Source organism: Nocardia sp. NPDC050175 (assembly GCF_044459885.1).
GTDB lineage: Bacteria > Actinomycetota > Actinomycetes > Mycobacteriales > Mycobacteriaceae > Nocardia.
This window is the reverse complement of the sequence record NZ_JBITJI010000006.1, coordinates 435,852-461,474: the sequence shown is the minus strand read 5'-3', so window position 1 is coordinate 461,474 and position 25,623 is coordinate 435,852. Positions and strand designations below refer to the sequence as shown.

At 65.7% G+C, this 25,623-nt stretch carries 28 protein-coding genes and 1 pseudogene; 10 read left to right on the top strand and 19 right to left on the bottom strand.

What is annotated here, in order from left to right; translation table 11 throughout:
- Positions 1-89 precede the first annotated feature (89 nt).
- Positions 90-467 (bottom strand): winged helix-turn-helix transcriptional regulator, encoded by a 378-nt coding sequence (locus ACIBK2_RS23105; protein WP_396969633.1) that lies wholly within the window; start codon positions 465-467, stop codon positions 90-92.
- A gap of 151 nt (positions 468-618) precedes the next feature.
- On the opposite strand from ACIBK2_RS23105, the gene ACIBK2_RS23100 reads away from it, so the two are divergent.
- On the top strand, positions 619-1,371 hold the full coding sequence (locus ACIBK2_RS23100) for an alpha/beta hydrolase (RefSeq protein WP_396969631.1): 753 nt from the start codon (positions 619-621) through the stop codon (positions 1,369-1,371).
- A 36-nt stretch (positions 1,372-1,407) separates the two neighbouring features.
- Here ACIBK2_RS23100 and ACIBK2_RS23095 read toward each other — a convergent pair whose 3' ends face one another.
- The 4 genes from ACIBK2_RS23095 to ACIBK2_RS23080 all read right to left on the bottom strand — a co-directional run bounded on the left by ACIBK2_RS23095 (position 1,408) and on the right by ACIBK2_RS23080 (position 3,694).
- Positions 1,408-1,695 carry a hypothetical protein gene (locus ACIBK2_RS23095; protein ID WP_396969630.1) on the bottom strand — a complete coding sequence of 96 codons (288 nt, stop codon included), beginning with the start codon at positions 1,693-1,695 and terminating at the stop codon, positions 1,408-1,410.
- A 129-nt stretch (positions 1,696-1,824) separates the two neighbouring features.
- On the bottom strand, positions 1,825-2,286 hold the full coding sequence (locus ACIBK2_RS23090; protein ID WP_396969628.1) for a phage tail protein: 462 nt from the start codon (positions 2,284-2,286) through the stop codon (positions 1,825-1,827).
- A 260-nt stretch (positions 2,287-2,546) separates the two neighbouring features.
- Complete coding sequence (locus ACIBK2_RS23085) at positions 2,547-2,945, bottom strand: DUF4870 domain-containing protein (RefSeq protein WP_396969626.1); 399 nt, start codon at positions 2,943-2,945, stop codon at positions 2,547-2,549.
- 98 nt (positions 2,946-3,043) lie between these two features.
- Positions 3,044-3,694, bottom strand: a complete 651-nt coding sequence (locus ACIBK2_RS23080) for a hypothetical protein (protein WP_396969625.1) — start codon at positions 3,692-3,694, stop codon at positions 3,044-3,046.
- Positions 3,695-3,775: 81 nt separating this feature from the next.
- Here ACIBK2_RS23080 and ACIBK2_RS23075 point away from each other — a divergent pair, with 81 nt between their 5' ends.
- Together ACIBK2_RS23075 and ACIBK2_RS23070 are read left to right on the top strand one after the other, a co-directional pair.
- Complete coding sequence (locus ACIBK2_RS23075) at positions 3,776-4,060, top strand: hypothetical protein (RefSeq protein ID WP_396969624.1); 285 nt, start codon at positions 3,776-3,778, stop codon at positions 4,058-4,060.
- A 295-nt stretch (positions 4,061-4,355) separates the two neighbouring features.
- Entirely contained in the window at positions 4,356-4,820 is a 465-nt protein-coding gene (locus ACIBK2_RS23070; RefSeq protein WP_396969622.1) for a DUF6299 family protein, read from the top strand.
- Positions 4,821-4,892: 72 nt separating this feature from the next.
- Here ACIBK2_RS23070 and ACIBK2_RS23065 read toward each other — a convergent pair whose 3' ends face one another.
- Both ACIBK2_RS23065 and ACIBK2_RS23060 read right to left on the bottom strand, forming a co-directional pair.
- Positions 4,893-5,396 carry a hypothetical protein gene (locus tag ACIBK2_RS23065; protein WP_396969621.1) on the bottom strand — a complete coding sequence of 168 codons (504 nt, stop codon included), beginning with the start codon at positions 5,394-5,396 and terminating at the stop codon, positions 4,893-4,895.
- A gap of 32 nt (positions 5,397-5,428) precedes the next feature.
- Complete coding sequence (locus ACIBK2_RS23060) at positions 5,429-5,902, bottom strand: GNAT family N-acetyltransferase (RefSeq protein WP_396969619.1); 474 nt, start codon at positions 5,900-5,902, stop codon at positions 5,429-5,431.
- Positions 5,903-6,043: 141 nt separating this feature from the next.
- On the opposite strand from ACIBK2_RS23060, the gene ACIBK2_RS23055 reads away from it, so the two are divergent.
- Positions 6,044-6,556, top strand: coding sequence for a hypothetical protein (locus ACIBK2_RS23055; RefSeq protein ID WP_396969617.1), 513 nt, complete (start codon positions 6,044-6,046; stop codon positions 6,554-6,556).
- Positions 6,557-6,565: 9 nt separating this feature from the next.
- Here the strand turns inward: ACIBK2_RS23055 and ACIBK2_RS23050 are convergent, their stop codons facing one another.
- On the bottom strand, positions 6,566-6,922 hold the full coding sequence (locus tag ACIBK2_RS23050) for a DoxX family protein (protein WP_396969615.1): 357 nt from the start codon (positions 6,920-6,922) through the stop codon (positions 6,566-6,568).
- Positions 6,923-6,971: 49 nt separating this feature from the next.
- Here ACIBK2_RS23050 and ACIBK2_RS23045 point away from each other — a divergent pair, with 49 nt between their 5' ends.
- A complete protein-coding gene (locus ACIBK2_RS23045; RefSeq protein WP_396969613.1) occupies positions 6,972-7,340 on the top strand; it encodes a winged helix-turn-helix transcriptional regulator in 369 nt (122 codons plus the stop codon).
- Positions 7,341-7,368: 28 nt separating this feature from the next.
- On the opposite strand, the gene ACIBK2_RS23040 is transcribed toward ACIBK2_RS23045, so the two are convergent.
- Positions 7,369-7,980, bottom strand: coding sequence for a TetR/AcrR family transcriptional regulator (locus ACIBK2_RS23040; protein ID WP_396969611.1), 612 nt, complete (start codon positions 7,978-7,980; stop codon positions 7,369-7,371).
- Between the two features lie 26 nt (positions 7,981-8,006).
- Between ACIBK2_RS23040 and ACIBK2_RS23035 the strand changes: the two genes are divergently transcribed.
- Complete coding sequence (locus ACIBK2_RS23035; RefSeq protein ID WP_396969609.1) at positions 8,007-8,747, top strand: SDR family oxidoreductase; 741 nt, start codon at positions 8,007-8,009, stop codon at positions 8,745-8,747.
- 389 nt (positions 8,748-9,136) lie between these two features.
- Here ACIBK2_RS23035 and ACIBK2_RS23030 read toward each other — a convergent pair whose 3' ends face one another.
- From ACIBK2_RS23030 to ACIBK2_RS22995, 8 genes are all read right to left on the bottom strand, one after another.
- Positions 9,137-9,958, bottom strand: a complete 822-nt coding sequence (locus ACIBK2_RS23030; protein WP_396969607.1) for a YceI family protein — start codon at positions 9,956-9,958, stop codon at positions 9,137-9,139.
- The gene (locus ACIBK2_RS23025; protein ID WP_396969605.1) at positions 9,955-12,537 is read right to left on the bottom strand and encodes an MFS transporter; all 2,583 of its coding nucleotides are present in this window, start codon (positions 12,535-12,537) and stop codon (positions 9,955-9,957) included. The genes ACIBK2_RS23030 and ACIBK2_RS23025 overlap by 4 nt, the downstream gene beginning before the upstream one ends.
- A gap of 9 nt (positions 12,538-12,546) precedes the next feature.
- Positions 12,547-13,044: a MarR family winged helix-turn-helix transcriptional regulator gene (locus tag ACIBK2_RS23020; RefSeq protein ID WP_396969603.1), complete on the bottom strand. Its 498-nt coding sequence runs from the start codon at positions 13,042-13,044 to the stop codon at positions 12,547-12,549.
- Between the two features lie 137 nt (positions 13,045-13,181).
- Positions 13,182-13,856, bottom strand: coding sequence for a hypothetical protein (locus tag ACIBK2_RS23015; RefSeq protein WP_396969601.1), 675 nt, complete (start codon positions 13,854-13,856; stop codon positions 13,182-13,184).
- Between the two features lie 263 nt (positions 13,857-14,119).
- On the bottom strand, positions 14,120-15,139 hold the full coding sequence (locus tag ACIBK2_RS23010) for an aldo/keto reductase (protein WP_396969599.1): 1,020 nt from the start codon (positions 15,137-15,139) through the stop codon (positions 14,120-14,122).
- 186 nt (positions 15,140-15,325) lie between these two features.
- Positions 15,326-16,276: a hypothetical protein gene (locus ACIBK2_RS23005; RefSeq protein ID WP_396969597.1), complete on the bottom strand. Its 951-nt coding sequence runs from the start codon at positions 16,274-16,276 to the stop codon at positions 15,326-15,328.
- On the bottom strand, positions 16,273-17,151 hold the full coding sequence (locus ACIBK2_RS23000; RefSeq protein WP_396969595.1) for an alpha/beta fold hydrolase: 879 nt from the start codon (positions 17,149-17,151) through the stop codon (positions 16,273-16,275). The genes ACIBK2_RS23005 and ACIBK2_RS23000 overlap by 4 nt, the downstream gene beginning before the upstream one ends.
- A complete protein-coding gene (locus ACIBK2_RS22995) occupies positions 17,148-17,651 on the bottom strand; it encodes a cupin domain-containing protein (RefSeq protein WP_396969594.1) in 504 nt (167 codons plus the stop codon). Before ACIBK2_RS22995 ends, ACIBK2_RS23000 begins: the two co-directional genes overlap by 4 nt.
- Positions 17,652-17,749: 98 nt before the next feature.
- Between ACIBK2_RS22995 and ACIBK2_RS22990 the strand changes: the two genes are divergently transcribed.
- Positions 17,750-18,559, top strand: coding sequence for an IclR family transcriptional regulator (locus tag ACIBK2_RS22990; RefSeq protein ID WP_396969593.1), 810 nt, complete (start codon positions 17,750-17,752; stop codon positions 18,557-18,559).
- A 20-nt stretch (positions 18,560-18,579) separates the two neighbouring features.
- Here ACIBK2_RS22990 and ACIBK2_RS22985 read toward each other — a convergent pair whose 3' ends face one another.
- The gene (locus ACIBK2_RS22985) at positions 18,580-20,094 is read right to left on the bottom strand and encodes a flavin-containing monooxygenase (protein ID WP_396969592.1); all 1,515 of its coding nucleotides are present in this window, start codon (positions 20,092-20,094) and stop codon (positions 18,580-18,582) included.
- 147 nt (positions 20,095-20,241) lie between these two features.
- Here ACIBK2_RS22985 and ACIBK2_RS22980 point away from each other — a divergent pair, with 147 nt between their 5' ends.
- Positions 20,242-20,727 (top strand): cupin domain-containing protein, encoded by a 486-nt coding sequence (locus tag ACIBK2_RS22980; protein ID WP_396969591.1) that lies wholly within the window; start codon positions 20,242-20,244, stop codon positions 20,725-20,727.
- A gap of 92 nt (positions 20,728-20,819) precedes the next feature.
- Here ACIBK2_RS22980 and ACIBK2_RS22975 read toward each other — a convergent pair whose 3' ends face one another.
- Positions 20,820-22,124, bottom strand: a complete 1,305-nt coding sequence (locus ACIBK2_RS22975; RefSeq protein WP_396969590.1) for an FAD-binding oxidoreductase — start codon at positions 22,122-22,124, stop codon at positions 20,820-20,822.
- Positions 22,125-22,448: 324 nt separating this feature from the next.
- On the opposite strand from ACIBK2_RS22975, the pseudogene ACIBK2_RS22970 reads away from it, so the two are divergent.
- Positions 22,449-24,758 (top strand): annotated as a pseudogene (locus ACIBK2_RS22970) (MMPL family transporter); the annotation flags it as partial.
- 24 nt (positions 24,759-24,782) lie between these two features.
- A complete protein-coding gene (locus tag ACIBK2_RS22965; RefSeq protein ID WP_396969943.1) occupies positions 24,783-25,622 on the top strand; it encodes a collagen binding domain-containing protein in 840 nt (279 codons plus the stop codon).
- Position 25,623: the final 1 nt, after the last annotated feature.

The following is a 25,623-nucleotide window of genomic DNA, read 5'->3' as shown; positions in this document are numbered from 1 at the left end:
CCAACCGTGGGCTCACCAGCGCCCCATGTCGTTCATCTTCCGTGTCGGCGTTTCGCGCCGCGCGGCACGATCGCCGCATCGACCGGTTCCTAGACGGGTGAGGGCTTGGCGCGCCCATCGTATTCGGCGCGGGCGGCGTCGATACGCGCGAGATGGCTGATGCTCCAATCCAATAGGGGAGCGGTGGCTTCGCGCAGGGTCTTGCCCATCGGGGTGAGCTCGTAGCTGACGTGCGGTGGCATGACGTTGTGGACGGTGCGGGTCAGGATCCCGTCGCGTTCCAGGCTGCGCAGGGTGACGGTGAGCATGCGCTGGCTGATCCCGTCGGTGTCTCGCTTGAGTTCGGTGAAGCGGCGCGGCCCATCCCGGAGGTTGCGCACAACCAGCAACGACCACTTATCGCCGACGATGCCGAGCACCACCCGGGCCCGGCACGCGTTGTCCGGCTCGCTGTCGGTCGTGGTCATGGTTACCTCCAAGGAACCCGAGCACCGAAATGTGCCTTATTGCCTGCGTAGGTCGAATGATGAATGGTGGTTATTGAACAGTACCGAGTTACGAAGAGTAACTCCAAGTTTCGCGCGCCGTCGCGCCTAGAACAGGAAGATCGTGACAACCATGTCGACATTTCTGCTGGTACACGGTGCTTGGCACAGTGGACGCTGCTGGGAGCGGGTGGTGCCGCTGCTGGAGTCGAAAGGACACCGGGTGCTCGCGCCCTCGCTGACCGGCTACGGCGACAAGGCGCATCTGCTCGGCCCCGAGGTAGGGCTGGACACGCACGTCGACGATATCGTCACGCTGATCAACGAGGAGGACCTCAGCGAGGTGGTCCTAGTGGGCCATAGCTATGCGGGACTGGTCATTTCGTCAGTGGCCAACCAGATTCCGGACCGGATCGGACACCTGGTCTACCTCGATGCGATGGTTCCGATGGATGGCGAGACCGCGGTCGACGTTCAACCCATCAGCCAACATCTGATCGACCTCGCCGCGAATTCCGACACCGGCTGGCGCGTCCCACCTCTCCCGGAACGCCCTCCGCCCTTCGGTCTGTTCGGCGTGACCGACCCGGCGGACATGGCCTGGCTACGCACCATGCTCTCCGATCAACCGGTGCGCTGCCTCCAACAACCGGCCCACCTGGACAACCCCGCCACAACCGCAATCCCACGCACCCACATCCACTGCGTCGGCGCGACGCCACCAGGCATCACCCGCCGCCCCGTCCCTGCCCTGCAACCCAACGGTTCTCCGTCCCAGATATGGGAACTACCGACCGGCCACGACTGCATGATCACCATGCCCACCGAACTCAGCGAACTACTGCTCGAGGTCAGCCACAGCGGCGTGGGCTGCGCCGCCAGGTAGGACGCCTGAAGGAGCAGCAAGAACGTGCGCATTCGGTCAGCAGCCGGGATTCCGGTCCTGACTGCCGCGTGGATCGCTTTCGTTGGATACCTCCGCACCGTCGTCCTCCGCAAAGTCTTCGAGGTGCCCGAGGTACCGCAACGGAAGCGACCAGCCACTCACCTCCCCGAGCGCGACTTCGTACCGCAGCATCGCTTTTCGCAGCCGTTCGCCTTGGCGGACAACAGCAACCGGATCGTCCGGGCTTCGCTCACACACCGCGGCATGAGCACGCAATTCCGCGCAAACCTCTTCTGCCGCACGGCCGAGAACCGACTCCGTCACGGCTACCGTCCCTCCACCTAGCCGCTGACCAAACCTTGCCAACCCAGCATTCCATCCCCTATCAGTCCCGCCAAGGGGTTTCGCGGCATGCTCGGTAGTCGGCAATTCAGCGGCTCCGAATGGACCGGGTCAGTACTCGTTCTTGATGACGAAGTAGGAGCCGCGGATGGTTCCGGCCAGCTTCGATTTCTGGCGAGCGAACTTGAACGAGGCGAGTTCGGCGGGGACTTCCATCCCGTCGGAGAGCTTGAAGCCGACCGCCCGTTTGCCGGAGTCGTCGACGGTGTACATCACGTTGATCGACAGGCCGTTCTGGTAGAAGACGTAGGCGATCCGAATGTTCTCTACCTGAAATGCGGTCGCTTCGAGCGGGGGAGCGGCGATGACGATGCCGCGTTCTTCCTCGAGGATCCGATTCACCCAGTCGATCGTCGACGTGGCGTCGCTCGCGGGCTCGACCGTGAAGACGTGGTCATACTTGTTCTTGAAGTATCGAGCCTCGTTCGCCCGCAGGCCGGCGAGTGCGTCCGCGACCGGCGACGACTCCAGGCCGACGGTGGATACGGTGCCGAAGTCCACGGCATAGGGCATGGCCAATTCCTCCGTGTTCGGGTCCGGTCGGTGGAGTCGGACATCTTCCACCGCGGGGCGGATTCAACGTATGCGCTGGTAACGAAGGTAGCCGACGCGGGAGCTTTTGCTACGTAATCGCGGGTGGGCCGCGTGTGGTGGCGATCGCGGGAGGGGAACGTGAGCGGGCATGAGGATGTCCCCGAATCCGTTCTGGCACGGAAGAAGCCAACAGCCCGAGATTGCCTCGGGCCGTTGATCTTCCGACTTCGAATCCGCCGCTACTTGACCGAGTTGGCCAACCGATCGGCATAGGGGGCAGTGAATTTTCCGACAATGGGCAGCGCCGCGCGGACACCGCCGGTGTTGTTCGCCCGGACCATGGCCATGATCCAGACGACGATCGCGAAGACCGCGAGTGCGAGCCCGGCGAGGCTGAAGATGATCCCCAGGACGCCGAGGAGCGAGCCGACGATGCTCAGCACAATATTGACCACCGAGACCGCCCCGAAGAAGACGATCGATTGCGAGGCATGGAATTTCACATCGGGATCGTTCTTTCCGACAAAGAGGAAGATGATTCCGGTGAGCCACCCCAGCGCGTACGCCAGGATCGCGCTGGTCTTCTTGTCCAGGCCGGTGGGGCGCGGTTGGTTCGTGGGAAGTTGAGAAGATGTCATGGGGTAAGTAGATGCCGGGCGCGCCCCCTACCGATCCCAGGTTTCAGCACGAACCCACTGGTCGCGGGCCGATCGGCGAGCGCTCGACCTACCGAAACCTAATCGCCGGACGCCATTTGGACGACGATCCCACCGAAACGTGCCTCCTGCATGGTCGCGGGATATCCGTCGATAAAACACTCGCCGGTCCGGGTAACCTCGACGCATTCTTCCTTCTGGGCGCCGTCCGAATGCTCGAGCGTATCGGTGTAGTAGGCGATCATTCCGCCACTTAGACTGGTATTGAAACCGGTGACCCGGCGCCCGGCGTGATCGGTGGTTCGGCTCAGGCAGTGATCGCAGACCCCGAGGGGGTAACGTGCCTGGTAGATCGCTGGCCGCGCACAGCTCGGGCAGGGGTGGGTGTATCGGTGTCCGGGGTCCGGATCTTGCAACAGGGAATCATTGCGGGCGAGGATTTTACGCCCAGAGTCTCCCGGGTTGCGGCTGCGCAACAGGCCGATGAGAACGAACTCAGCATAGTCGGCTGTCCCGGCATCGATCGCTGTGCGCCGCGGTATTTCGTCGATGCGCGTGCGGCCGGCATCGTAGGCTTCGAGCGCTATCAGATGCGCGACCGAGAGCTCGCTGTCGGGGATGTCCCTGTTGGCGTGTTCTGCTCGCGCCAGGTGATCGGCGATCACCGTGTCGATGGTGCGTCCGGGCGCCGACAGCAGCCCGCTGCCGTAACCAGCCGCGGTCACCAGCACATAGCCCTCCAGATCGCCGCGATCGGTTGCGATCGTCTGTAAGAACGCGAAACCTCGCCCGTAGCGGGCATTCTCGAGCCCATGGTGGGGGTAGGGGACGAGAGTGCCGGGATCCCGCGCCTGATCGCGCGCGAACCGCAGCGCCTCGTCGTAGGTCGGCGGAGAGCTCAGGTCTGGCCGTTTCATGACCGCCAGCCTATCGAGCCGGCCATTTCGGGGGCTGACACAGATTCGGGACTACAGCTTTCGGTCGGCGGCACCGTCACGCTGCCCCTCGAAAAGCAGGCGTGGGGCGACGAGGCAGGCTCGCTCGTTGACCAGTTCGGGATCAACTGGATGTTCAACATCACGGGCCATCGGCACTGATCCGGGGCCGCACTCTCACCCGAAGGCGATTCTTCTCGTCACTATCCCACGTGTCGAGTCGACTGGGGATTCGACAGGAACTGGCCGAGTGTTATTGGTGGGCAACGTAATCAACCAGTCTGGGCAGGTATTGGCTTGGCGCAGAACATAACTGGGGACAACGTCGCCCCAGTCGTGTTGCTACGGTTACGGAACGCCCGGGAAGTAGGCCGGGGATGTGGCCCGACGCCCGGCGTGCTGAGGACGACCCGCTGCGTGCTCTGAATTCCTTTCCGACACAAGAGGAAGTCGTGTTATGGCCGAGTATCTTCAGACCGCCGAACGGCGGGCCATCATGCCCAGGAATCGGATCATGAAACTGGCGGTCGCCGCCGCGGCGGCGTTCGCCGGGACGGCCATGCTGGTCAGCCCGGCCATGGCGGACCCGTCCCTCAAGCTCACGGTCGACAACAAACAGCACCTCAACGCCGACGGCAGTGCGCAGATCACCGGCACCTACACCTGCACCGCCGTCGGCCGGGTCAACAGCGCCAGGTTCGGCTTCTTGCGACAAGACAACGTCCAGGGAGACGCGCCTGGTGGGCGGGGGATGGTGACCTGTGACGGCGCCGCCCACCCCTACACCAGCGCCGTCGCGGCGCCAGTGACTTTCCCCTACCAGCTCGGCCCCGCCACAGTCGACGTCACCTGGGATTTGTACAGCGTCGACGGAAGCACCGAGGTCAAACTCACCGATGTCCCCGTCACCCTGCAGTTGTGAGGATCGAGCCTGCACGCGCCGGCGCCGCAGCCGAGGACAGCCACCATCAGGGTTGTAGCCCGGGGCGCGTGCTCAGAAGCCGTCATCGAAGCGGTACCAGGGGCCCTCGAGGTGTGTGTAGCTGTCCTCGGGACTGCTGCTGACCGGGGTGCGGTCGGGGAAGTAGGCGAACCCCACGGGGGACATGAGGCCAAGGTGGGTGTAGAACCGGCACCCCCCGTCACGTTTGGTGATTCTGGTGACACGAATGACGCCGAGTGTGGTTTCTTTCGTCGGGGCACACGTAATTGCTGCTTGCTCGAACGCATCTTCCGACAGAGCCCAGCCGATTTTGCCTGGTATCCCGGTGAACCCCACGGCCATGCTCAGTATCGCCACCACCGGAGCGATGAGGCTCAGCCGCCAGGTGTGGTAGCGCACCGCACCGACCACACCGGTTGCCAAGCAGGCCAAGCCCACGGCCAACAACAACAACGACCCGTAGAGCCAGTGGCGGAATGGCGCTATCGACATCTGGCCCCACAACTGGGCGAGGCAGATGGCAACTGTCGCAAGGGCAATCGCTACGGTGGCCAACTTCCACCATAGGGGTGGGGTGCGGTCACTCATCAGCGTGCTGTCACGCTGCGACTGGTGGCAGCGCGCCCGTACGTGTAGTGGATGAGTCCCGGGTGAGACTTGCCCAGGTTGTCGTATAGGGCGCGAGCCGGGGCGTCCTCCAGGGTGTTCCAGTAAAGGCCTGGGAAGCCGTGCTTTTCGGCGTCCTGCGCTACCCACTCCATCACTGCCGTCGCTACACCCCGCCGCCGGACTTCCGCGTCTACGAACAGGTCCGCCAAATAGCATTTCCCTCGGTACCAGATGCTGGCGTGGAACAGGTAGTGGGCGATCGCGACCATCTTGCCGTCCAATCGGGCGGCGATCCCGCGTATCTGCTCGTCATCGAGCAGGCGGCGCCAGGCACGTTCGTAGTCGGCGTCGCTTCGTTCGACGGCGAAGTAAACATCTTTGCCACGTGCCAGCAATTCCCAACTGGCGCGGTCGGATTCAGTCAGGAGGCTGATTTCTACCACGGTGAGCATCCTGCCATCCCCGATCGACAGGGGGGAACGTGATTGAGAGTCCGGTGGCGGGGTATGGCCGATGAACGAGGACCCGCCTGCGTCGCCGGGAACCTGACACAGATCGATCGATGGATTCCTCAGGGGAAAGGAACGAACGCGATGACAGATACCCTCGTCGACCTCACCCTCGACAGTCAGGTAGCGCGACCCGCTGCTCGGCTCCAGTCAGCACAGAGCGGAGCGAGTTCGACTGCCGCGACCGTCTGGCGTGACGCCAAAACCGTTCTGGTGACCCGGATCAGCGGTCCGCGACAGCTGACCACGGTGCCGCGACTGGTCATTCCGATCGGCGACACCCAGCTCGCCTTCCGGGTGTCGTCGCAGTCTGAAGAAGCCGAAGAGTTGGCGCGCGACGGCCGGGTGGTCGTTCAGCCCGGCGACCGGCGCGGCAGTCCCGCTCTCGGCTCCCATCAGCGGCAGGGCCAAGCCCAGTTGGTGACCGCGGGCAGCCTACTGCCGCATGTCGAATCGGAGATCGCCGCGAAGTACCGGTGGCGAATTCCCATGGCGCGCTTCGCCCATCGCCTCGGTCGCGGCGGCGCACGCTATGCGGACGTCGTTGTCCTCGTGACCGTCGCCGAGCCGAGCCCGATACCTATGCTGACGCAGTGATACGCGAACTCAGGCGGCAAGCGCCTCGAGAACGAGCACGACTGACGTAGCGATCGAGAACGCGAGAAAGACCAAGGCGCCCAGCATGTTTCGGTCGCCGCTGCGGATGTGCGCGATGATCGCGCCGCTGAAGTAGAGCACCAGCCCGATCGCGGCGGCGATCGCGACGGCCGGGAACCAGATACCGCCGATAAGGCCGACTGTCGCGGCGATCTGCAGGCTCCCGAGCGCGGTGAGCTGGGCAGTGGTGAGATGGACCGCTTCCGCGAACTGGCGTATCCACGCCGGGCGGACGAACTTCATCACTCCGGACTGAAGCATCGCCAGAGCGAGCAGAACGGACAGGATCAGAGCTGCGATTTTCATGAGGGAAACGCTAAGGATCCGATAGGTACCCTTTGGTAACCTTCGAACCGTGAGCCCCGCCGGAACCATGTTCATGTCCGACTGTCCTGCGCGCACGGCAATTGAGATCGTCGCGAACAAGTGGTCCGTAGTCACCCTGTACGCGCTCAAAGACGGCCCCAAGCGGCACAGCGAACTCGTCGCGCTGTCCGGCGGGATCTCCCGGAAAGTGCTGACCCAGACCCTGCGCCGCCTGCAGAGCAACGGACTCATCGATCGACAGCGCTACGCCGAAGCACCCCCGCGGGTGGAATACACCCTGACCCCGCTCGGCCGGACCCTCCAGGAGCCGATAGCGATGCTGACCGAGTGGGCACAAACGCACGGCGAAGCACTCGTCGACTTCCAGGAATCGGCAGCCGCGAACCAGACGGCCTAGATTCCGCCGACATTGCTGTGCCCCAGGCTTATTCGCCGCAGGGGCGGCGCGCGCGAAGGCCATCGATGAGGATCGACAGCAAGCGCGGCCCTCGTGCGTCGAGTTCGGCGTCGTCCAGCCGCGACAACCAGCTGATGAGCACGATGACGTCGCGAGCTTCGGCGTCGGCACGGACGCTGCCGTCCGAGCGACCCGCGGCCAGCAGCAGTTCCACCGCTTCACCGATCGGGCCGAGGCTGTGGGCGGCGAGGTCGCGCCAGGTCGCGGCTTCGAAGGCGGCGAAGACGTCGCGCTTGACTCGGGCGTAGGCGGCGACCCGGTCGAACCATGCTGCCAACGCATCCAGCGGCGGGTGCGTTGCCAGCAGGCGCGGAGCCGCAGCGACCACCTCTTCCACCTCATGGCGATACACCTCGGCGAGCAGATCCTCGCGTGTCGGGAAGTGCCGGTACAGCGTGCCCTGCCCGATACCGCAGGCCTTCGCGACCGCGTTGAGTTTCAGTTCTCCCGGCTCGCGGACGAGATCGCGGGCCGCTCGCAGGATCAGTTCGCGGTTGCGTTGTGCGTCCGCACGCCGCGTTCCGCCGCTCTTGACAGAAGCGGACACTTGTCCGCTAAGGTCGTCAGGGTAACCGGACATTTGTCCACTCTAGTCGGAGGATCCCCATGACCATTCAGGGCAAGGTCGTCGCCATCACCGGAGCCAGCAGCGGAATCGGTGCGGCGACAGCCCGTCACCTCGCCGCACTCGGCGCGCACGTCGTGCTCGGCGCCCGCCGCACCGACCGGCTGGACCGGCTGGTCGCCGAGATCGAAGCCGCCGGCGGGCAAGCGGCCGCCACCCGCGTGGACGTCACCGATCCCGAAGACCTCCGGTCGCTCGTTACCGTCGCCGTCGACCGTTTCGGCAGCCTGGACGTCTTGGTGGGCAACGCCGGGATCAGCAAAATCAGCCCCGTTGCCGACTTGGACGTCGAGGGCTGGTCGGCGATGGTCGACGTGAACGTCAAGGGGATCCTGCACGGGATCGCCGCGGCGCTGCCGGTGTTCCGCCGTCAGGGCAGTGGTCACCTCGTCACCGTCGTCTCGACCGCCGGCCTGAAGATCACCCCCACCCAAGCGGTGTATGCGGGAACGAAGAACGCGGTACGCACCCTCCTGGAGGGCCTACGGCAAGAAAGTACCGACGGAGTGCTGCGGACGACGTCGATTTCCCCCGGCTACGTCCGCACCGAACTTATCGACAACGCCGTCGACGATCCCGCCGTGCGCGAACAGATGAGTCGGAGCATGTCCGATCTCGGTATCGACCCCATGGCGGTGGCCCGGGCGATCGCCTTCGCGATCGACCAACCCGACGACGTCGAAATCGGCGACCTGACCATTCGCCCGACCCGCCAGGGCTGAGCCACGCTCATCGGCAATACCGACGAGAGACGTTGGCGGCCAACCGATCAGCGGTTCGCGCCCTTCAGCGGGGCAACGGTGGTGGAGTGGCCGCGGTGGCGGACGGCACAAGCGGCGCGGTGATCGGGGGCAAGTGCGGGTCTATGGGCTCGACGGAGGGAGTGGATGGTTCATTGAGGTACCAGAGAAGTTCCGCGCCGCAGTCGATCTCGCCTCGCGGACCGCACATCAGCGGCAATACGGGGCGTTTGGAGCCTCTGTGTGCGTGCTCCGGTAGCCCTAGACCGCAGGCGGACGTTGGTGGCGTGGGCAAGATCGTGGTCACGCTGGCCTGAGCACATCTCCGCGCTTCAAGAACCACGAATCCACTTGATGTGAAGGACTATTCGCTACATCTGTGGCAGCTGCTCGCCCTGCACCACTTCGATATCGAGGTCGATCTTGACGGTGGTGCCGACGGCGGCGACGCCCGCGCGGACGAGGACGTTGTAGTCGATGGCGAAATCGTTGCGGTGTAACAGTGTTTCGGCGTGGAAGGCGGCACGTACGCCGCCCCAAGGGTCGGGCCCGCAACCACCATAGGTGACATCGAGGTCGATCGGATGGACCTGCCCGTGCAGCTGGAGTTCGCCCGCCATTACCCAGGTGTCGCCGCCGGTTCGGCGAAAACTGTTGCCGGTGAAGCTGATCAACGGGTATCGCTCGGTGTCGAGGAAGTCGGGGGAGCGGAGGTGGTCGTCGCGCATGCCGATGCCGGTGTCGATGCTCGCGGCCTTGATTTCGGCGAAACCGGTTGACTCGCTGAAAGTCTCGGCGATGTTCAATCGGCCGTTGACCTCGGCGAAGCGGGCCTTGATGCTGGCGATGCCCAGGTGGCGTGCGGTGACGATCACGGTCGAGTGCACCGGATCGATGGTCCACGGTCCCGGCGGCGGAGTGGCGACCACACCCGCCTCCGGTTCCATGGTGATCTCGCCGAGCCGACCGGAGCCGTCGCCTGCGGCGCGGGCCATCTGTGCCACCGGCCGGAACCCGGGAGCGGTCACGACGGCGGTGTATGTGCCAGGGGGCAGCGGCTCGGTGATCGCCGTTCCGGTGGCATCGGTCGCGGCCCGCGCGACCTGGCGGCCGCTCATATCGGTCACCGTCAGAACCGCATCCGGCACCGGCCAACCGTCCGCGGTGTGAATACGCGCTGTCAGCCCGCTCATGGCCGCGCTGTCTCCGAGAAGCCTGGGTCCTCCGTGGTCACGCCGTCCGCCTCCTCGTAGCCGAACCGCACATCGTGCGTGATCTCATCACCGGCAAGGGTGATGTGGCTGGTCACCGGCGGATAGCCGCGGGCGACCACCGTGTATTGCCCCTCGGGTAGATCGCGCAGGACGTACCGGCCGTTCTCGTCGGTCCGGGTAGCGGCGATCGGTTCGCCGGCCGCGTCGAGCACCGTGACGTACGCGTCCGGCACCACCCGTCCATTGGCCGAGGCCGACCCGGCCAGCACCGACATCGGCGAAAGCTCGATGTCGTGCTGCAGCAGGCCGCTGTCGGGCACGGTGAGCGTAATCGCGCTGGGCCGCATGCGTTCTGCGGCCGCCACCAGGGTGTAGGTGCCCGACAGCACGCCGTGGCAGAGGTAGCCGCCGTCACTGTCGGTGACCGCCGCGCCGACGACCTCGCCGCGCATATCGGTGAGCGTGACGGTCGCGCCGGGAATGGGAGCCTGGCGCCCGGCCGTGCGCACCACGCCGGACAGTTCACCGGATCCCAGCAGCGTGAGGTCCAGCGCTTGCGGCTGCTCGCCGACGGTGACGTTCACCGCCGCGGGCTGCAGCCCGCCCGCCGACACGATCAGCACGTATCTGCCCGCGGCGGGTGCGCCGATGCGGTAGCCGCCGTCGGAACCGCCGGTCGCCCGCGAAACCTGGTGTCCGCGTTGGTCGATCAGCGTCAGCGCGGCATTGGTGACCGCACGACCGTCCTCGCGGTGGATGTTGCCGCCGATCGAACCGAATTCGGGAGCGGAGTATCCGACGGCCGAATTCGTCACGGCCAGTTGGCTGACCGCCGGGCTCAGCTGCGCCCGGCTGCCGTTGCTGCGCCCGACCGCACCGGCCAGCACCGGTTCGGGCTCGCTGAGCGCCTGGGCGGCACCCTGCCAGACCTGCGCCTCGTCCCACGAGTCGGCGCCCGCCGCGACCTTCTCGCTGGGCTCAGGAGCAGGCGCCCCGGCATCCTGCAGCGGAATCTCCTTCATGAAAAGCAGTACCACGCAGGCCAACAGCGCCACCGCGGCAGCGGAGTAGAAGACCCCGTGCAGGGAGTCGGTGAAGCCGATCAGGATCGGCTGCTTCACCGCGTCCGGCAGCGCGGCGAGACCACTTGTATTGCTCTGCAGGCTATCGAGTTGGGAAGGCGCGAATCCCGGTGGCAGCCGCCCACCGAAGGCGTCAATGATTTTGTGCGGCAACAAGTTGAACATGATCGTCAGGAATACCGCGACGCCGAGCGTGCCACCCATCTGACGGAAGAAGGTCGCCGACGCGGTGGACACCCCCATATCGGAGGGCGGTCCCGCGTTCTGCGCCGCGATGATCAGCGTCTGCATACAGCCGCCGAGACCGAAACCGATGATGCCGCTGTAGAGCAGCGGCTGCCACACCGGACTGTCGAACAGCACCTGCGCGTACAGCGCTGCGCCACAGGCGATGACGAAGGTACCGACCACCGGCAGGAACTTGTAGCGGCCGGTGATCTTGGTGACCCGCCCGGCGATCTGTGAACCGATCATGATGCCCGCCACCAGCGGCAGCATCAGCAGACCCGCCTTCGTCGGCGAATAGCCGCGCACCACCTGCCAATACAGCGGAACCATGGACAGCGCGCCGAACATCGCGACGCCGACGATGAAGCCACCGGCAATGGTGACGCTGAACGTCGAACTCTTGAACAGCCGCAACGGAATCAGCGCCGCGTCCTTCATCAGATATTCGATGGAGACGAACAGCAGCAGCCCGACCGCCCCGATCGCGTAGCAGATGATCGCGCGATTCGAGCCCCAGCCCCAGCCGCGCCCCTGCTCGGCGACGATCAGCAGCGGCACCACACAGATCGCCAGCGCCACCGCACCGAACCAATCGACCCGGTGATTCTGTCGCTGATGCGGCGTATTGAGCACTCGGAACACCACGGCCAGCGCGATCACGCCGATCGGCACGTTGACCAGGAAAACCCAGCGCCAGCCGTCGATCCCGCCGAGGCTGTCATAGCTGGACAACCAGCCGCCGAGCACCGGGCCGAGCACCGTCGCGCTGCCGAAGACCATCATGAAGTAGCCCTGATACCGCACCCGTTCGCGGGGCGGCACGATATCGCCGATGATGGTGAACGCCAACGACATCAGACCACCCGCGCCGAGGCCTTGCAGGCCGCGGAATCCGGCGAGCTCGTACATCGAGGTCGCGAACGTGCACGCGGCCGAGCCGAGCACGAAGATCCCGATCGCGGTGAGGTAGAACGGCTTTCGCCCGTAGATATCGGCGAGTTTGCCGTACAGCGGGGTGCTGATGGTCGCGGTGATGAGGTAGGCCGTGGTGGCCCAGGCCTGTTCGTTGAAACCGTGCAGGCTGTTGGCGATCCGCACGATCGCCACGCTCACGATGTTCTGATCCAGTGCGGCCAAGAACATGCCGAGTAGCAGGCCGGACAGGATCGTCATGATCTGCCGGTGCGAGAGTGCCACTCGCGCAACGGCAGTCGAGTCCGGCGGTGCCAAGGTGGTCGGATTCGTCATATTCAAAACCTATTGTGGTTCGGTCATACGGGGCTGGGTGGTTTCGATCGCGGTATTGAACCGGCTGAGCAGGTCGGTCAGCGCGGACCGTTCCTCGATCGGCCAGTCCGCCAGGAGTTGAGCTATCCAGAGGTTGCGGTGCCTGCGGTTGCGCTCGAAGACCCGTACGCCCTCCGCGGTGGCCGCCAGCACGCACGCGCGGCCGTCGATCGGATCGGCCCGGCGCTCGATGAGGCCGTGCTCCACCAGGGATCTGGTCTGCCTGCTGATCGTGGAGATCTCCGAGTGCAGTTGCTCGGCCAGCTTGCCGGTACGTTGCGGGCCATCGTGCACGAGGCAGAACAGCACCGAGTAGGCGAGCCGCTCCAAGCCGTCCGGCCCGTGCTTGGACAGCTGCGTTTTCGTCCGGTTGATCAGTCGCACGAACCGGACCAGTTCGGCGCCGAGTCGATCGGCGTCGTCGAGCGCAACGGCGGCGGCCGTGGGATCGAGACCGGCAGCGGTCATCGCGATTCACCTTCTTGCACACCTACGGACTTGCTTAGCACCTGTAACTAGTTGCTTCTGCCAACTATACATTCAATGCGCCCGGACAAGCCATGGGCGATAGCAAACGGATACCTCAATGTTGCTGCCCGAGATGATCACTGGCGGCTGAACCCGACCGGCCTCAGACCGGCGACGGGTCCTTCATGGTTGGCGGTGCGCAGTCGTCGAAGCATCGGCTGCCAGAAGGTGGCGTGGCGCTGCGCGACCAGTAGGTAGGCGGTGAACAGCGGTATCGAGGCGCCCATCATGCCGGCGATCAGGTAGGCCTCGGCCGGTGCGACGAACGGTGCGACGAGTGACCAGAGCACGTTCAATCCAATCGGGGCGGCGCACATGGACAGGAAGTAGAGCTGCCAGTCCTGCGCGGCGACGAACTCGCCGGTGCGGTGGGCCTGCCAGGCCGCGATGCCGAACCACGTCAACAGTGCGGCGATCGGCAGGAACTGGACCATGATCCATGCGGTGTCGTGTCCGGTGTTCAGACCGTTCATGCGGTTGATCGCCAGGATCGTATTGGCAACGCCCGCAACGGCAATGACTCCGAACACGCCTGGATGGACCACGGGTGTGGCCGGTGTGCCCGGCGGCGTCGCCGGGCGGTCGGACAGTGCGCCCGCGGCGATCGCGCCCGCCGGGGTGAGCAACACCAGCACCACCGTGCCCAATCGCAGGGCAATCAGCTCGTTCATCCACGGAAACACGTTGCCGAGTACAAACCAGGACAGGCGCAGCAACGGTGCGCTCAACAGCATGGCGAACATGAACATCATCCAGGCCCGGTGCGAGCGAACATCACCGGCACGGATCGCTAGAAAGGCCAGAATCGCTGAGCCCGCCCCCGAGTCCCGTCCCCCTCGTGCGCAGCCGCGGACCCGGCGACCACGCCCGCGGCCGCAGCGGTGAGAAACATCCGCACATCGGTGCTCATCCGCCCATCGTGGCACCGCCGATCACAGCAATACAACAGCCGCGCCGATATCTGTCGCACGTGTCGCTCAGGACATGCGAGGAATCAGGATCGGGCGGTCCGATGTCAGCGGCGGCGCAGTGTGGGATCGAGCAGGGCGGGTGGCGCGTCGTTCTTCTCGTCTGCGGCGAGGTCGACACCGGGGGCGACGATCGCATCGATCGCGTCGAGGACGTCGGCGGAGAGTGTGGTGTCCGCGGCGGCGAGTTGCGAGTTCAGGTGGTCGATGGTGCGGGGGCCGATGAGCGCGCTGGTCACCGCCGGGTGTGCGGTGACGAAGCCGAGTGCGAGCTGGATCATCGTCAGACCGGCCTCGTCGGCGACCTTGGCGAGCTGCTCGACGGCATCGAGCTTGGCCTGGTTGGCGGGGACGGTGGTGTCGAAGCGGTGCGGCATGAATGTCGAACGGCTGGTGGTGATTTCGCGGCCCGCGCGAATCGCGCCCGACAGCCAGCCCGAGGCCAGTGGGCTCCACACCAAGACGCCGAGTCCGTACTGCTCGGTCACGGGCAGCACGTGAGATTCGATGCCGCGCTGCAGGATCGAGTAACTGGGCTGTTCGGTGACATAACGGCTCAGGTGGTGTTCCCTGGCGGCCCACTGGGCCTGCACGATCCGGTACGCCGGGAAGGTCGAGGATCCGAAGTAGCGAATCTTGCCCGCGCGCTGCAGGTCGGTGAGCGCAGAGAGGGTCTCCTCGTCGCTGGTGTTCGGGTCCCACCGGTGGATCTGGTAGAGATCGACATGGTCGACGTCCAGTCGGCGCAGGCTGTTGTCCAGCTCGGTGATCAACCAGCGGCGCGAGCTGCCCCGATGGTTGCGCTCCTCGCCCATCGGCAGATACGCCTTCGTCGCCAGCACGATGTCGTCCCGTCGGCCCGCGATGGCCTTGCCGACCATCTCCTCCGATTCGCCGGCACTGTAGGCGTCGGCGGTGTCGATGAGATTGATCCCGGCCGCGAGGGCCGCATCGACGATGGTGGTGGCGTCGTCCTGCGTGGTCCGCCCGACCTTGCCGAAGTTCATCGCGCCGAGCGCGAGGGTGCTGACCTGCACGCCGGTGCGGCCCAAGGTGCGGTACTGCATGAGAGTTCCTCCTGGAGAGGTATGTGAGACGAGGCTTGGCTGGTCCAGCATCCCGAATAAGCGGAGCGCTGTTCCGATAACCAACATACGGAACATTGTTCCGTTTGCCAAGCGGGGGCCTCGACTACTGCGGCGGGACTCCTGCCCGACAGGACCTCATCCAGTTGAGCGCGCCAGCGCAGGGACCTATGCCGAATTCGGCTGGTCTACCGGGAACGTGGTGCCGATGCCCATTCCGGTGATCCATTCGGGGACGGGTTCGTAGCTGGTCCAGACGAAAGGCGTTGCCGCGGTGGCGGCTCCGATCAGCCAGTTGCGAATCTCGTTGCCGCCGCGGCCCGCGACGCGTTCGAGTTCGTCCTCGGCGAGCGCGGCGATGGATGCCAGGTCGGCGTGGCGCAGCCGATCGAGGAACCAGGTGTCCCATTCGATGTTGACCTGGGTGTGCGGGTCGCCACCGAGGGCACGGATGCGAGGTTCGCGAGCCGCGTCGAAGGCGTGCGGGTCACGACCGCCGTGGATTACCCCGGCCCGGCGCTCGCCGTCGAGGTCGGGATCGCGGGGATCGGCGGACGGCAACCAGTGCGACAGGCCGCCACTGGCGATGAGCAGTACCCGCCCCGCGAAATCAGCTGAGCGGATGGCATTGCCGAGCGCCCGCCCGAGCTGGATGCAGCGAGGCATGGTGGGCAGCGGCGGCGCGGTGGTGTTGACGACCAGCGGGACCACGGGGATATCTGCTGTGCCGCAAATCATTTCGTAGCTCTGCACGATGCCGTGGTCCACGGTGAGCGCGTAGGACAGGGCCAAGTCGAATCCCGCTGCGGTGACCCGTTCTTGGATCGACCAGGCCAACTTTTCCGCCACCGGCAAGGGGCCGGACCGACTGCCGAAATCGCCGAATCCGGTGGCCTGTTCGACGCCGAGCACGAACGGCGGCATCAGGTCGTAGAAGTTGGCATGGAAATGGTCGGGGCCGATGACGATCACGGCATCGGGGGCCAGCTCCGACACTGCCGCGGCGACGCGCTCGGCGTCGGCGAGGAAGCGAGCGCCGGGTGCGGTAGGCCCGGTCGGCGGCAGCAACTGCGCGAACGGCGAGTGGGAAATGGCGACCAGGCCGACGATCTCGGTCATGCCGGATCCTTTCCGAGCAACAGGAATTCGCGATGCGCGTGCAGGAACTCGTCGCGCTTCTCCCACTGCGGCCAGTGACCGGCATCGGTGATGACATGCAAGCGAGCGTCGGGCAGCCAGTTCAGCAGCAGCTCGGCTTCGTCGAGTCCGCCGGTCGGATCGTGGTCGGTCCACAGCAGCAGGGTCGGCGCGGTGATCTTGCCGACCCACTTCGGTCGCCACGCGAAGTCCTTGCGTACCACCGGATCCTGCAGCACCAGGATGTTCTCGGCAGCTCGCACGAAACCGGGCCGACTGTAGACGGCGCGGCGTAGGTTCACCAGCTCCTCGGTCACCAATTCCTTGTGGTGGAACAGAAATTCGACCCGCTGACGCACGGTGGCGGAGTTCGGGTCGCGCACCGCGGCCATGGTGCTCTCGCGCATTTTCACCATCACCTCCGGCTTGTCGGCGATATTGCCGGGGGTGTTGAGAATCAACCGCCGCACCCGGTCCGGATGATGCGCTGCGGCCCACGCGACTACCCAGCCACCCAGCGATTCGCCCGACAGATGCGCGGCCTCGATGCCGAGCGCGTCCATCAGCCCGATCAGGTGCGCGGCGAGCACATCGGTCGTGTACGGATAGTCGGGTAGATCGGACCAGCCATGGCCGACCATGTCGTACACCGTGACTCGGAAGTCCTCGGCCAGACCCGCGATATCGCGAGCGTAAGCCTCCAGATGACCGGCGGTGCCGTGCAACAGGATCAGGTCCGGACCGGACCCGGCGCGCAGCACCCGGGTGCGTACTCCGGCGACCTCGACGAAGCGCAATTCATGTGGGGTAGTGGAAAATTCGCCCCAGATACTGATGTGTTCGGGTAGCGCGTTCATTGTGGTTCCTTTCCGAATCGAGCGCGAGCCTCCGCGACGGTCACCAATCCCGCGCTCTGCCTTCGCCCCACGCCGAGCACGCCGAGCAGGCGGGAGTTCTCGATGGTGAGGAATTCGACCGGCTCGGTGGGGGAGTCGTTGTAGTGGCGGTGCCAGGTCCACGGCGGGGTGTAGATGAAATCGCCTGTCGCCCAGGACTCGGTGTCGTCCTCGACCTCGCTGTGTCCGCTGCCGGAGATGACGTAGTGCACGGTCTCGTGGTGATGGCGCTGCATATCTGAGCTCGAGGCGGGCGGGATGGTCTGCCGGAATATCTCGAAGGTGACGGTGGGCAGTCGCCCCGCGATCGACAGTGCGGTGGGGTTGTGCACCTGATCGGCGGGTAGTGGCGTCAACTCGGCCGCGTGCACCACCACCGGTCTGGCCGCGCCGGGCGGCACGGTGTCGGCGAGGGTGCCGAGAAAGTCCGCGAGGTGGAACTTGTTTCCGCCGCTTGCCATCAGATGGTCTCCGTTCACCGAGCGCTTTCCAGGTCTAGCCTGGCTGGTATGGGACAGCATGTGATCGATGCGTTCCCCTGAGAGAGACGGTGATCGACATGGGAGACGACACCACGCGGAGTGACGCCGAACGTGGCGAACGCGAGACTCCGATGAGCGGATTAGAACGTGCGGCAACAATTTTCGGGGCCTTCGATGCGACGCATCGCGAACTGAGCCTGGCCGGTCTGGTCGCCCGCTGCGGGCTGCCGCGCTCCACCGTGTACCGGGCCGCGGAACGGATGGCCGGGCTCGGCTGGCTGGACAAGTTCGGCACTCGCTATCGGATCGGGAGTCGGCTGTTCGAGATCGCCAGTCTGGCGCCGATCCGGTTGCAACTGCGAGAGGCCGTGCTGCCGTTCTTGCACGATCTGCACAACGCCACGATGACCACGGTGCAGCTCGGTGTGCTGGAAGGCGACCGGATCCTGGTGGTGGAGAAGATCAGCGGGCACCGGCCGATGCCGATGCTCTCGCAGACCGGCGGCGTCGTCCCCGTGTACTGCTCGGCGCTGGGCCGCGCGATTCTCGCCTACTCCGACCGGGAGACCGTCGACGCGGTGCTGGACGCCGAACTGCCGCAACGCACTCCGCGCACATTGACTACCAAGACTGCCATTCTGCGCGAACTCACCGCGGTTCCCTCGCGCGGCTGGGCGACCGAGCGAGAGGAGGGCAATATCGGCGTAAGCTGCATCGCCGCACCGATCTTCGGACCGCTGGGCGAGGTCGTCGCGGCCGTCTCGGTCTCCGGGCCCAGCGCCGCGGTGCGGGCCGATCGTATCGCGCCTGCGGTCTGCATGGCGGCCGCCGCCTCGTCGCGGGCCTACTTCGCGGCGGCACCACGCATGGATTCGGCACTGCGATAGTCGCAGCGCGCCAGATGGTTTCATGGCTGGACAGTGTGCTCGGCCATGACGGCCGGGCTCGCTTGTTGACGGCGGATCAGTGCCGGGGTGATCCGAAGGTAGGCGGCCGGATCGATCGGGGCCAACCAGTGCCAGGCGCGGACCGGTGCGGGGATGTCCAGACCGATATCGCGGAGCACCTCGTCCACATTGTGCATGGAGAACGGAATGATCTTCGTGCCACGACAGTGGTGTCCATCTGTGGCCGAGTCGAGGAACGCGAGCTGATCGATGACAGCCGCGCGTCTGGTCTGCGCGTCCGGTAGGGCGAGCAGACCCGCCAGGTCAGCCGCGATCCACACCGCCGCCATCTCCGCATTCAGCGGGCTGAAGAACGACGAGTTGTAGCCGTTGAAATACAGGCCGGGCACGTCGACCGGCTGAATCTGCCGATACAGCATGAAGTTCCCGTGCGCGTCGAACAGCCGCTCCTGCACCCCGGCGGGCAGGAACGGCACACCCTGGGTGAAGCCGGTGGCACAGACGATCAGGTCGGCGGGTAGCGCCGCACCGTCGCTCAGCTCCGCGAACGGTCGGCCGTCGACGGAGAGCAGCCTGGTGATGGTGAGCTCACGATGCACGGTGATGGCGCCCGCCGCGACCCTCTCGAAGAAGCCTTCGGTGGCCAAACCGATTGCGCCCCGGACGATGTCCTCCATCTGCCCGGGCGGCACCAGTCCAAGCGCATCCAGTCCGAACTGCCGGATCGAGGTGGTGCCAACGGAATTGATCATCCGGTCGCGCAGGCCCTTGCCCGGACCGTGCAGAAACCTCTCCGCGCCACGCAGCCGCGCATAGCGGAACAGCGCCTCGCCGAGCCGGGTGAGCAGCAGCAGTTTGAAGTTGACCCGGCCACCGATCCGGCGCGGCACCTTCCACAGCATCTGCCGGGCAATGACATCCGTGCTCACCGCAACCTCGCTGATCGGCACCGTGACATCGCAGGCCGACTTGCCATATCCGACGACCAGGACACGCTTTCCCCGCGCCAGCTCGGCATCATGGAAGTCCGTTCCGGCGCAGAGTATTCCGCCTGCCGCGCGGAACTCGTCCCGACCTGAGAACGGCGGGACAGCAGGTTCACAGAACACGCCATTGGCGACTACGAGACGATTGAACGTCTCGGTGACAGGTTCGGAGCTGGCCGATACCGACGTGAGCGTCCAACGATCAGCGGTATCAGGTAGCGCGGCAGTCACTTCGGTGTTCAAGCGAATGACCTCGTCGAGACCGAACGCGGCGGCATACCCGGCCAGATATTCTTGCACCTGCGCGCCGGTCGGCCACTCCGGAAAGCCCTCCGGCATAGGGAGATCCGAGAACGAGTACTGCGCCTTGGGACTCTGGGTGGTCAGCCCCGGATAGCGCCGCGTCCGGCTCCACACCCCGCCGACATCCGGCGCCTTCTCGAAGACCGTGACCGCGTGCCCGGCCTGGGTGAGCACCTTCGCCGTGGTGAGCCCGGCGACGCCGGCCCCGATGATCGCGATTCGCATGACTTGACCCCTGACATTTCGGTCACCACAGCGTCGGTCTCCCTCCCGCGAACCGCAAACGATCGTCTCTCCCAGAGAGACGATGTGCTGCGCTCGACGTGGTGCCGGGTCAGGCTGGAGTGATCGCGACGAACGAAGGAGTCGGTAGTGGACGTGGACGAGCAGACCCGAACCGATCAGGACGACCCCGCCCTGAAACTGCCTGACAGCGGCGAGAATATGGGGGCGATCGGCCTCGGCATCTACCTCCGGCTGGACGGCGCGGACACCGGCGGCGCGTACTCGCTCTTCGAATACGTGGTGCCGCCGGGCCTCGGTGGGCCGCCCACCCATGTCCATACCCGGCAGGACGAGCTGTTCATCTGCACCGCAGGACAGGTCGTGGTCGAACTAGACGGTGTGGCACGTACTTTGGTGACCGGTGCGTCGATGCTGCTGCCGCGCAACGTACCCCACGTCTTCTACAACCCGTTCGAGGAGGAGACCCGCATCATCGCGGTCGTCTCACCCCCCGGACTGGAGGAGTACTACCGGGACCTCAGCCAGCTGCCGCCGGGTCCGCGCGATATGACCAAAGTCGCCGAAATCATGCGGACACACGGACTCTCGCTGGTTGCCAAGGCCGCGGAATGAGCGATACGGAAGCCCTTGCGCGGTCGCCGACGCGTTGAGCCTGCTGCGCCGAACCGGCGCTCTGGCTTGACCGAGTCGGCGACCGCGGGTGCTCAGCCGTGGACCGGGAAGTTGGCGCGGATGACGCCGTGCGGATCCCGGGCCTGCTTGATGTTCCGCAGCCGCGCAAGGGTTTCCGGATCGAACGCCGCGGCAGCCGACTCGCCGGGAGCGAGGAAGGTGTACGGCTTGGCCCCGGTGATGTGCGGGCCGAGCGCGTCGATGATCTGGCCGAATCGGGTCCGGACCTCGCCACTCGGGTTCGGCAGACCGAGCAGGTAGAGCGCGTACGGTTCGCTGACCGGACCGCGTGCGCCACCGTCGGGGCGGGCCTCGGCGAGCGCGCCGCCCAGATTCCGGATCTGGATATTGAGCAGCGGTGCGGTCGGTGCGTCGATGAGCGTCTTCACCACCGCGTCACCGAGATCGGTGAGCAGCTCGCCACGCGACAGCGACGGGCTCGGGTCGGTGGGCTCGGCGGTGATCTGGCCGATCTGGGCCGGGGTCAGCGCGCCGCGGGTGTCGGCGAGGATGCCGTCGATGGTGTCCAGGCGCTGGGTCAGCTCGCGTCCTTCGTCCGGATCGCCGAGGTAGGCGAAGTCGAGGGCGACGGTCGGCGCGAGACCGGGAATCTGGTAGCGCTGCAACCAGACCGACAGCTCCGGGGGAGCGTCGGTGGTGAGTTCGGTGAACAGGTCGAACGCGTCGCGGGTGCGTTCGGCGGACCACGTCACCCGGCCGCCGTACAGCTGCGGCAGCGGGAACAGGTCGAACTCGATTTCGGTGACGATCGCGAAGTCGCCGCCGCCACCACGCAGCGCCCAGAACAGCTCCGGATCGGAATCGGCGGTGATCCGGCCGCGCTGACCGCCCGCGTCGACGATCTCGAAGGCGCGCACCGCGTTCGCGGCCCAGCCGTATTTCCGTGCGAACCAACCGAACCCGCCGCCGAGGGTGTATCCGGTCACGCCGACCATCGGGTTGCTACCCGATAGCCCGGTGAGCCCATGTTCGGCCGCCACAGCCTGCACCGCTCCCCACTGCACCCCGGTGCCCACCCGCGCCACCCGGCGCTCGGCATCGATCTCGAGGTGGTTCAGCGCACCGGTCCGAACGAGAATCGACTCGTCGATATCGCCGGTCGCGCCGTGCCCGGTCGGTTGTGTCACCACTCGACGCCCCGCCCGACCTGCGTACTGCAGCACATCCGCCACATCCTGGGCGTCGGCCACCTCGACAACGGCCGCAACCGACTGCGCCACCGCCACATTCCACGGCCGTGAAGCCTGCTCGAACGCCGCGTCGCCCGCCAGCAGCACACTCCCACGAACCGCGCTGCGTAGATCCTCGATACCCATTACTTCTACCCTCACTCCATGGTGCCTATTTCGTTGCTGCATGTATGACGACGTGCGGCAAGCAAGTGTGACATCCGAGCCGACGCAACCTGTTCGAGCGTGTTCATCGCCGGGGCGCGGGCAGTGCCGATTGATCGTGCGGTAGCATCTCGCAACTAGAGGTTGCTCCTCCGTTTACGTCCTCCTATCGATCCACACCCCTACCGTGCGGTAGGTAGATAGCGGTCGGTCGGGGGAGATGTTCGCAGGCAAAGCGGGCCGCGAAGGTGCTGTATACGGGCCCTGAATTCAGCACAATCCGGTTACCTCTAGGAGAACCTATTCGTGTCCGTATACCTGTATCGGTGGGGCAAGTTCGCGTTCCGCCGCAAATGGATAGTGCTGCCGCTGTGGCTCGTGTTCCTGGGCGCGCTCGGCACCGCAGGTAGCTTGCTCAGCGAACCGATGAGCAACGAGTTCAGCATGCCTGCGCTGCCATCGGAACGTGCGACCCAAATCCTGGACAAGCAGTTCCCCGGCATGTCCGAGCAGTTCGGTATCGATGCCGTCAGTGGTGCGTACGTCATCAAGGCACCCGACGGTACGAAGCTGACCGACAAGAACAACAGTGCTGCGATCGACGCACTGATCGCCGACCTGAAGGCGCTGTCGGTCGACGACGGCAAACATCGGCTCGTCACCGAGAAAGACGCTGCGGCACTGAAGAACCCGGTCGAGGTGACCAAGGCGATGGGCTGCCTGACCGACGCCGACCCGGCCGTGTGCTCCGGCGCGCCGCTCAATGTGCTGAGCAAGGACGCCCCGGCCACCGTCGCCGTGCTGTCGGTGCCGTTCGATATCGCCTCGGCGATGGATATCACCGACGAAGAACGGCGTGCCGCCTACGACGTGGCCGCGCCTGTCCGCGGGCAGGGCTTGACCGTCGAACTCGGCGGGGCCATCGAGCAGAAGCAGGAGCAGCCGAGCGGCCACGCCGAGATGATCGGCATGGGCGTGGCACTCGTGGTCATGGTGATCGCCTTCGGCGCGATCGTGGCAGCCTTCGTGCCGATCATCACCGCGATCGTCGGCCTGAGTGCCGCGATGTTGATGATCTCGCTGAGCACCTCGATCATCGAAGTCCCGAGTTTCACGACGTTCCTGGCGTCGATGATCGGGATCGCGCTGTCCATCGACTACGCACTGTTCATCGTCTCCCGATACAAGCACGAACTACGGGTAGCGGACAGTCCCGAAGAGGCTGCGGGCATTTCGGTCGGCACCGCCGGATCCGCAGTGGTGTTCGCCGGGCTCACCGTCATCGTCGCTTTGACTGCGCTGAGCATCGTCGGGGTGAACTTCCTGACCTTCATGGGGCTGGGTGGCGCGATCGCAGCCTTCTTCGCCGTACTCACCGCCATCACCCTGATGCCCGCGCTGCTCGGCGCGTTCGGGCGTTTCCTGTTCAAGCCGAAGCTGCCGCTGGTCGCCAAGCACGATCCGGAAGACGACACGTCCATCACCAACGGCATGCGGGTGGGTCGCTTGATCGGTAAGCGGCCATGGGTCGCACTGGCTTTCGCCGTGGTTGCCCTTGCCGCTCTGGCGACTCCGGCCCTCAACCTGCAGCTGGGTCTGCCGGGCGAGGACAGCTTCCCGACCGACTCCACGGTCCGGCAGGCCTACGACATCCGGACGGCCGGCTTCGGCGAAGGCCGCAACGGCATCCTGACCGTGGCCGCCGACCTGGCGAATGTGCCGGAAGGTGAACGCGCGGAGGCGGTTACCGCGCTGCGTGACCGGCTCGCCGCGTTCCCGGAGATGGACTACGTCACCACACCGCAGTTCAGTCCGAACAAACTCGGCGTCATGCTCAACGGCGTCCCGAGATCGGGACCGAACAATCAGGCCACCAAGGACCTGGTGCGCGACGCCCGCGCGGCAGAAGGCGAGCTGACCGAGCGGTACGGCCTCGAGTACGGAATCACCGGCACCACAGCGATTTACGCCGATATGGACCACGTGCTGCTCGGGAAGATCGTGCCCTACCTGGCGATCGTGGCCGGTGCGGCCTTCGTGCTGTTGATCCTGGTGTTCCGGTCCATCCTGGTGCCGTTCACCGCGGCTCTCGGCTTCCTGCTGTCTATGGCGGCGACCTTCGGTGCCACCGTATTGATCTTCCAGGAGGGCACTTTCGGCCTGATCGCCGATCCGCAGCCGATCATCAGCTTCCTACCGATCATGTTGATCGGGTTGGTTTTCGGACTCGCCATGGACTACCAGGTATTCCTGGTGACCCGCATGCGCGAGGAATACGTGCACGGCAAGTCGGCCAAGGACGCCATGATCTCCGGGTACCACCACGGTGCCCGGGTGGTCACCTCGGCGGCGATCATCATGATCTCGGTGTTCGGCTCCTTCCTGCTGGAGAACGACGCCACCGCCAAGTCCATGGGTTTCGCGCTGGCCTGCGGTGTCGCGATCGATGCGTTCGTGGTGCGGATGGTGCTGGTGCCCGCGCTGCTGGTGATCATGGGGAAGGGGGCGTGGTGGATTCCGAAGTGGCTCGATCGCATCCTGCCGGACATCGATGTCGAGGGCGCGAAGTTGCGGGCGCTGCGGTCCGATCATGTCGAGCCTGAACCGGAACAGATACTCATCTCGACCGGTGTCTCACCCGTGGATACGAACAGCGATGCGGCGCAACAATTGTCGGGCGTGACGATCGAAAAGGTCGCCGCAACGAGCGGTCGGACGATCAACGGGCACATCACTCGTGACAACGGACACCCGGTGCCGGACGCGGTACTCACGCTGATCGACCAACGCGGACATCAGGTTTCGCGCGCGATCGGCGACGGCGGCGGCAGCTACACCATCGAGTCGCCCAGGCTGGGCAGCTATGTGCTGATCGTCTCGGCGAACGGGCACCAACCGGCCGCGGTGAACGTCGCCGCGGTGGACGGCGCGCAGCAGGTCGACATCACGCTGGAGGGGGACGGCGAGCTGTCGGGTGTGGTGCGCACCGCCGCGCGCGAGCCGGTGGCCGGTGCCACGGTCACCGTGACCGACCAGCGTGGCGAGGTGGTTGGTACCGCCGTCACGACGGCGGACGGCGCGTACGCCTGCACGGGCGTGCTGGCCGGAACCTACACCTTGGTGACGGTCGCCGCGCGGATGCGGCCCGCCGCAACGACATTGACCGTGCCCGACACCGGCCGGTTCCGCTTCGACGTCGAGCTCGCGCCGATGGCGATACTGTGGGGCACGGTGCGGGCCGACGGCCGGACGGTGCCCAACGCCCGGATCACCGTCCTCGACTGGTCCGGTGCGGCCGTCGGCACCGCCCGCACCGACGCGGACGGCCGCTACGCGGTGGCCGACCTGCCGGAGGGCGAGTACACCGTCGTCGCTCGCGGCTATCCGGAGGTGAGCGGCCAGGTGACCATCACCGGCAGCCAGGTCGACCACGACATCAGGCTGAGCTTCGACGCCGACGAATACGCCGAGCTGTCATGAC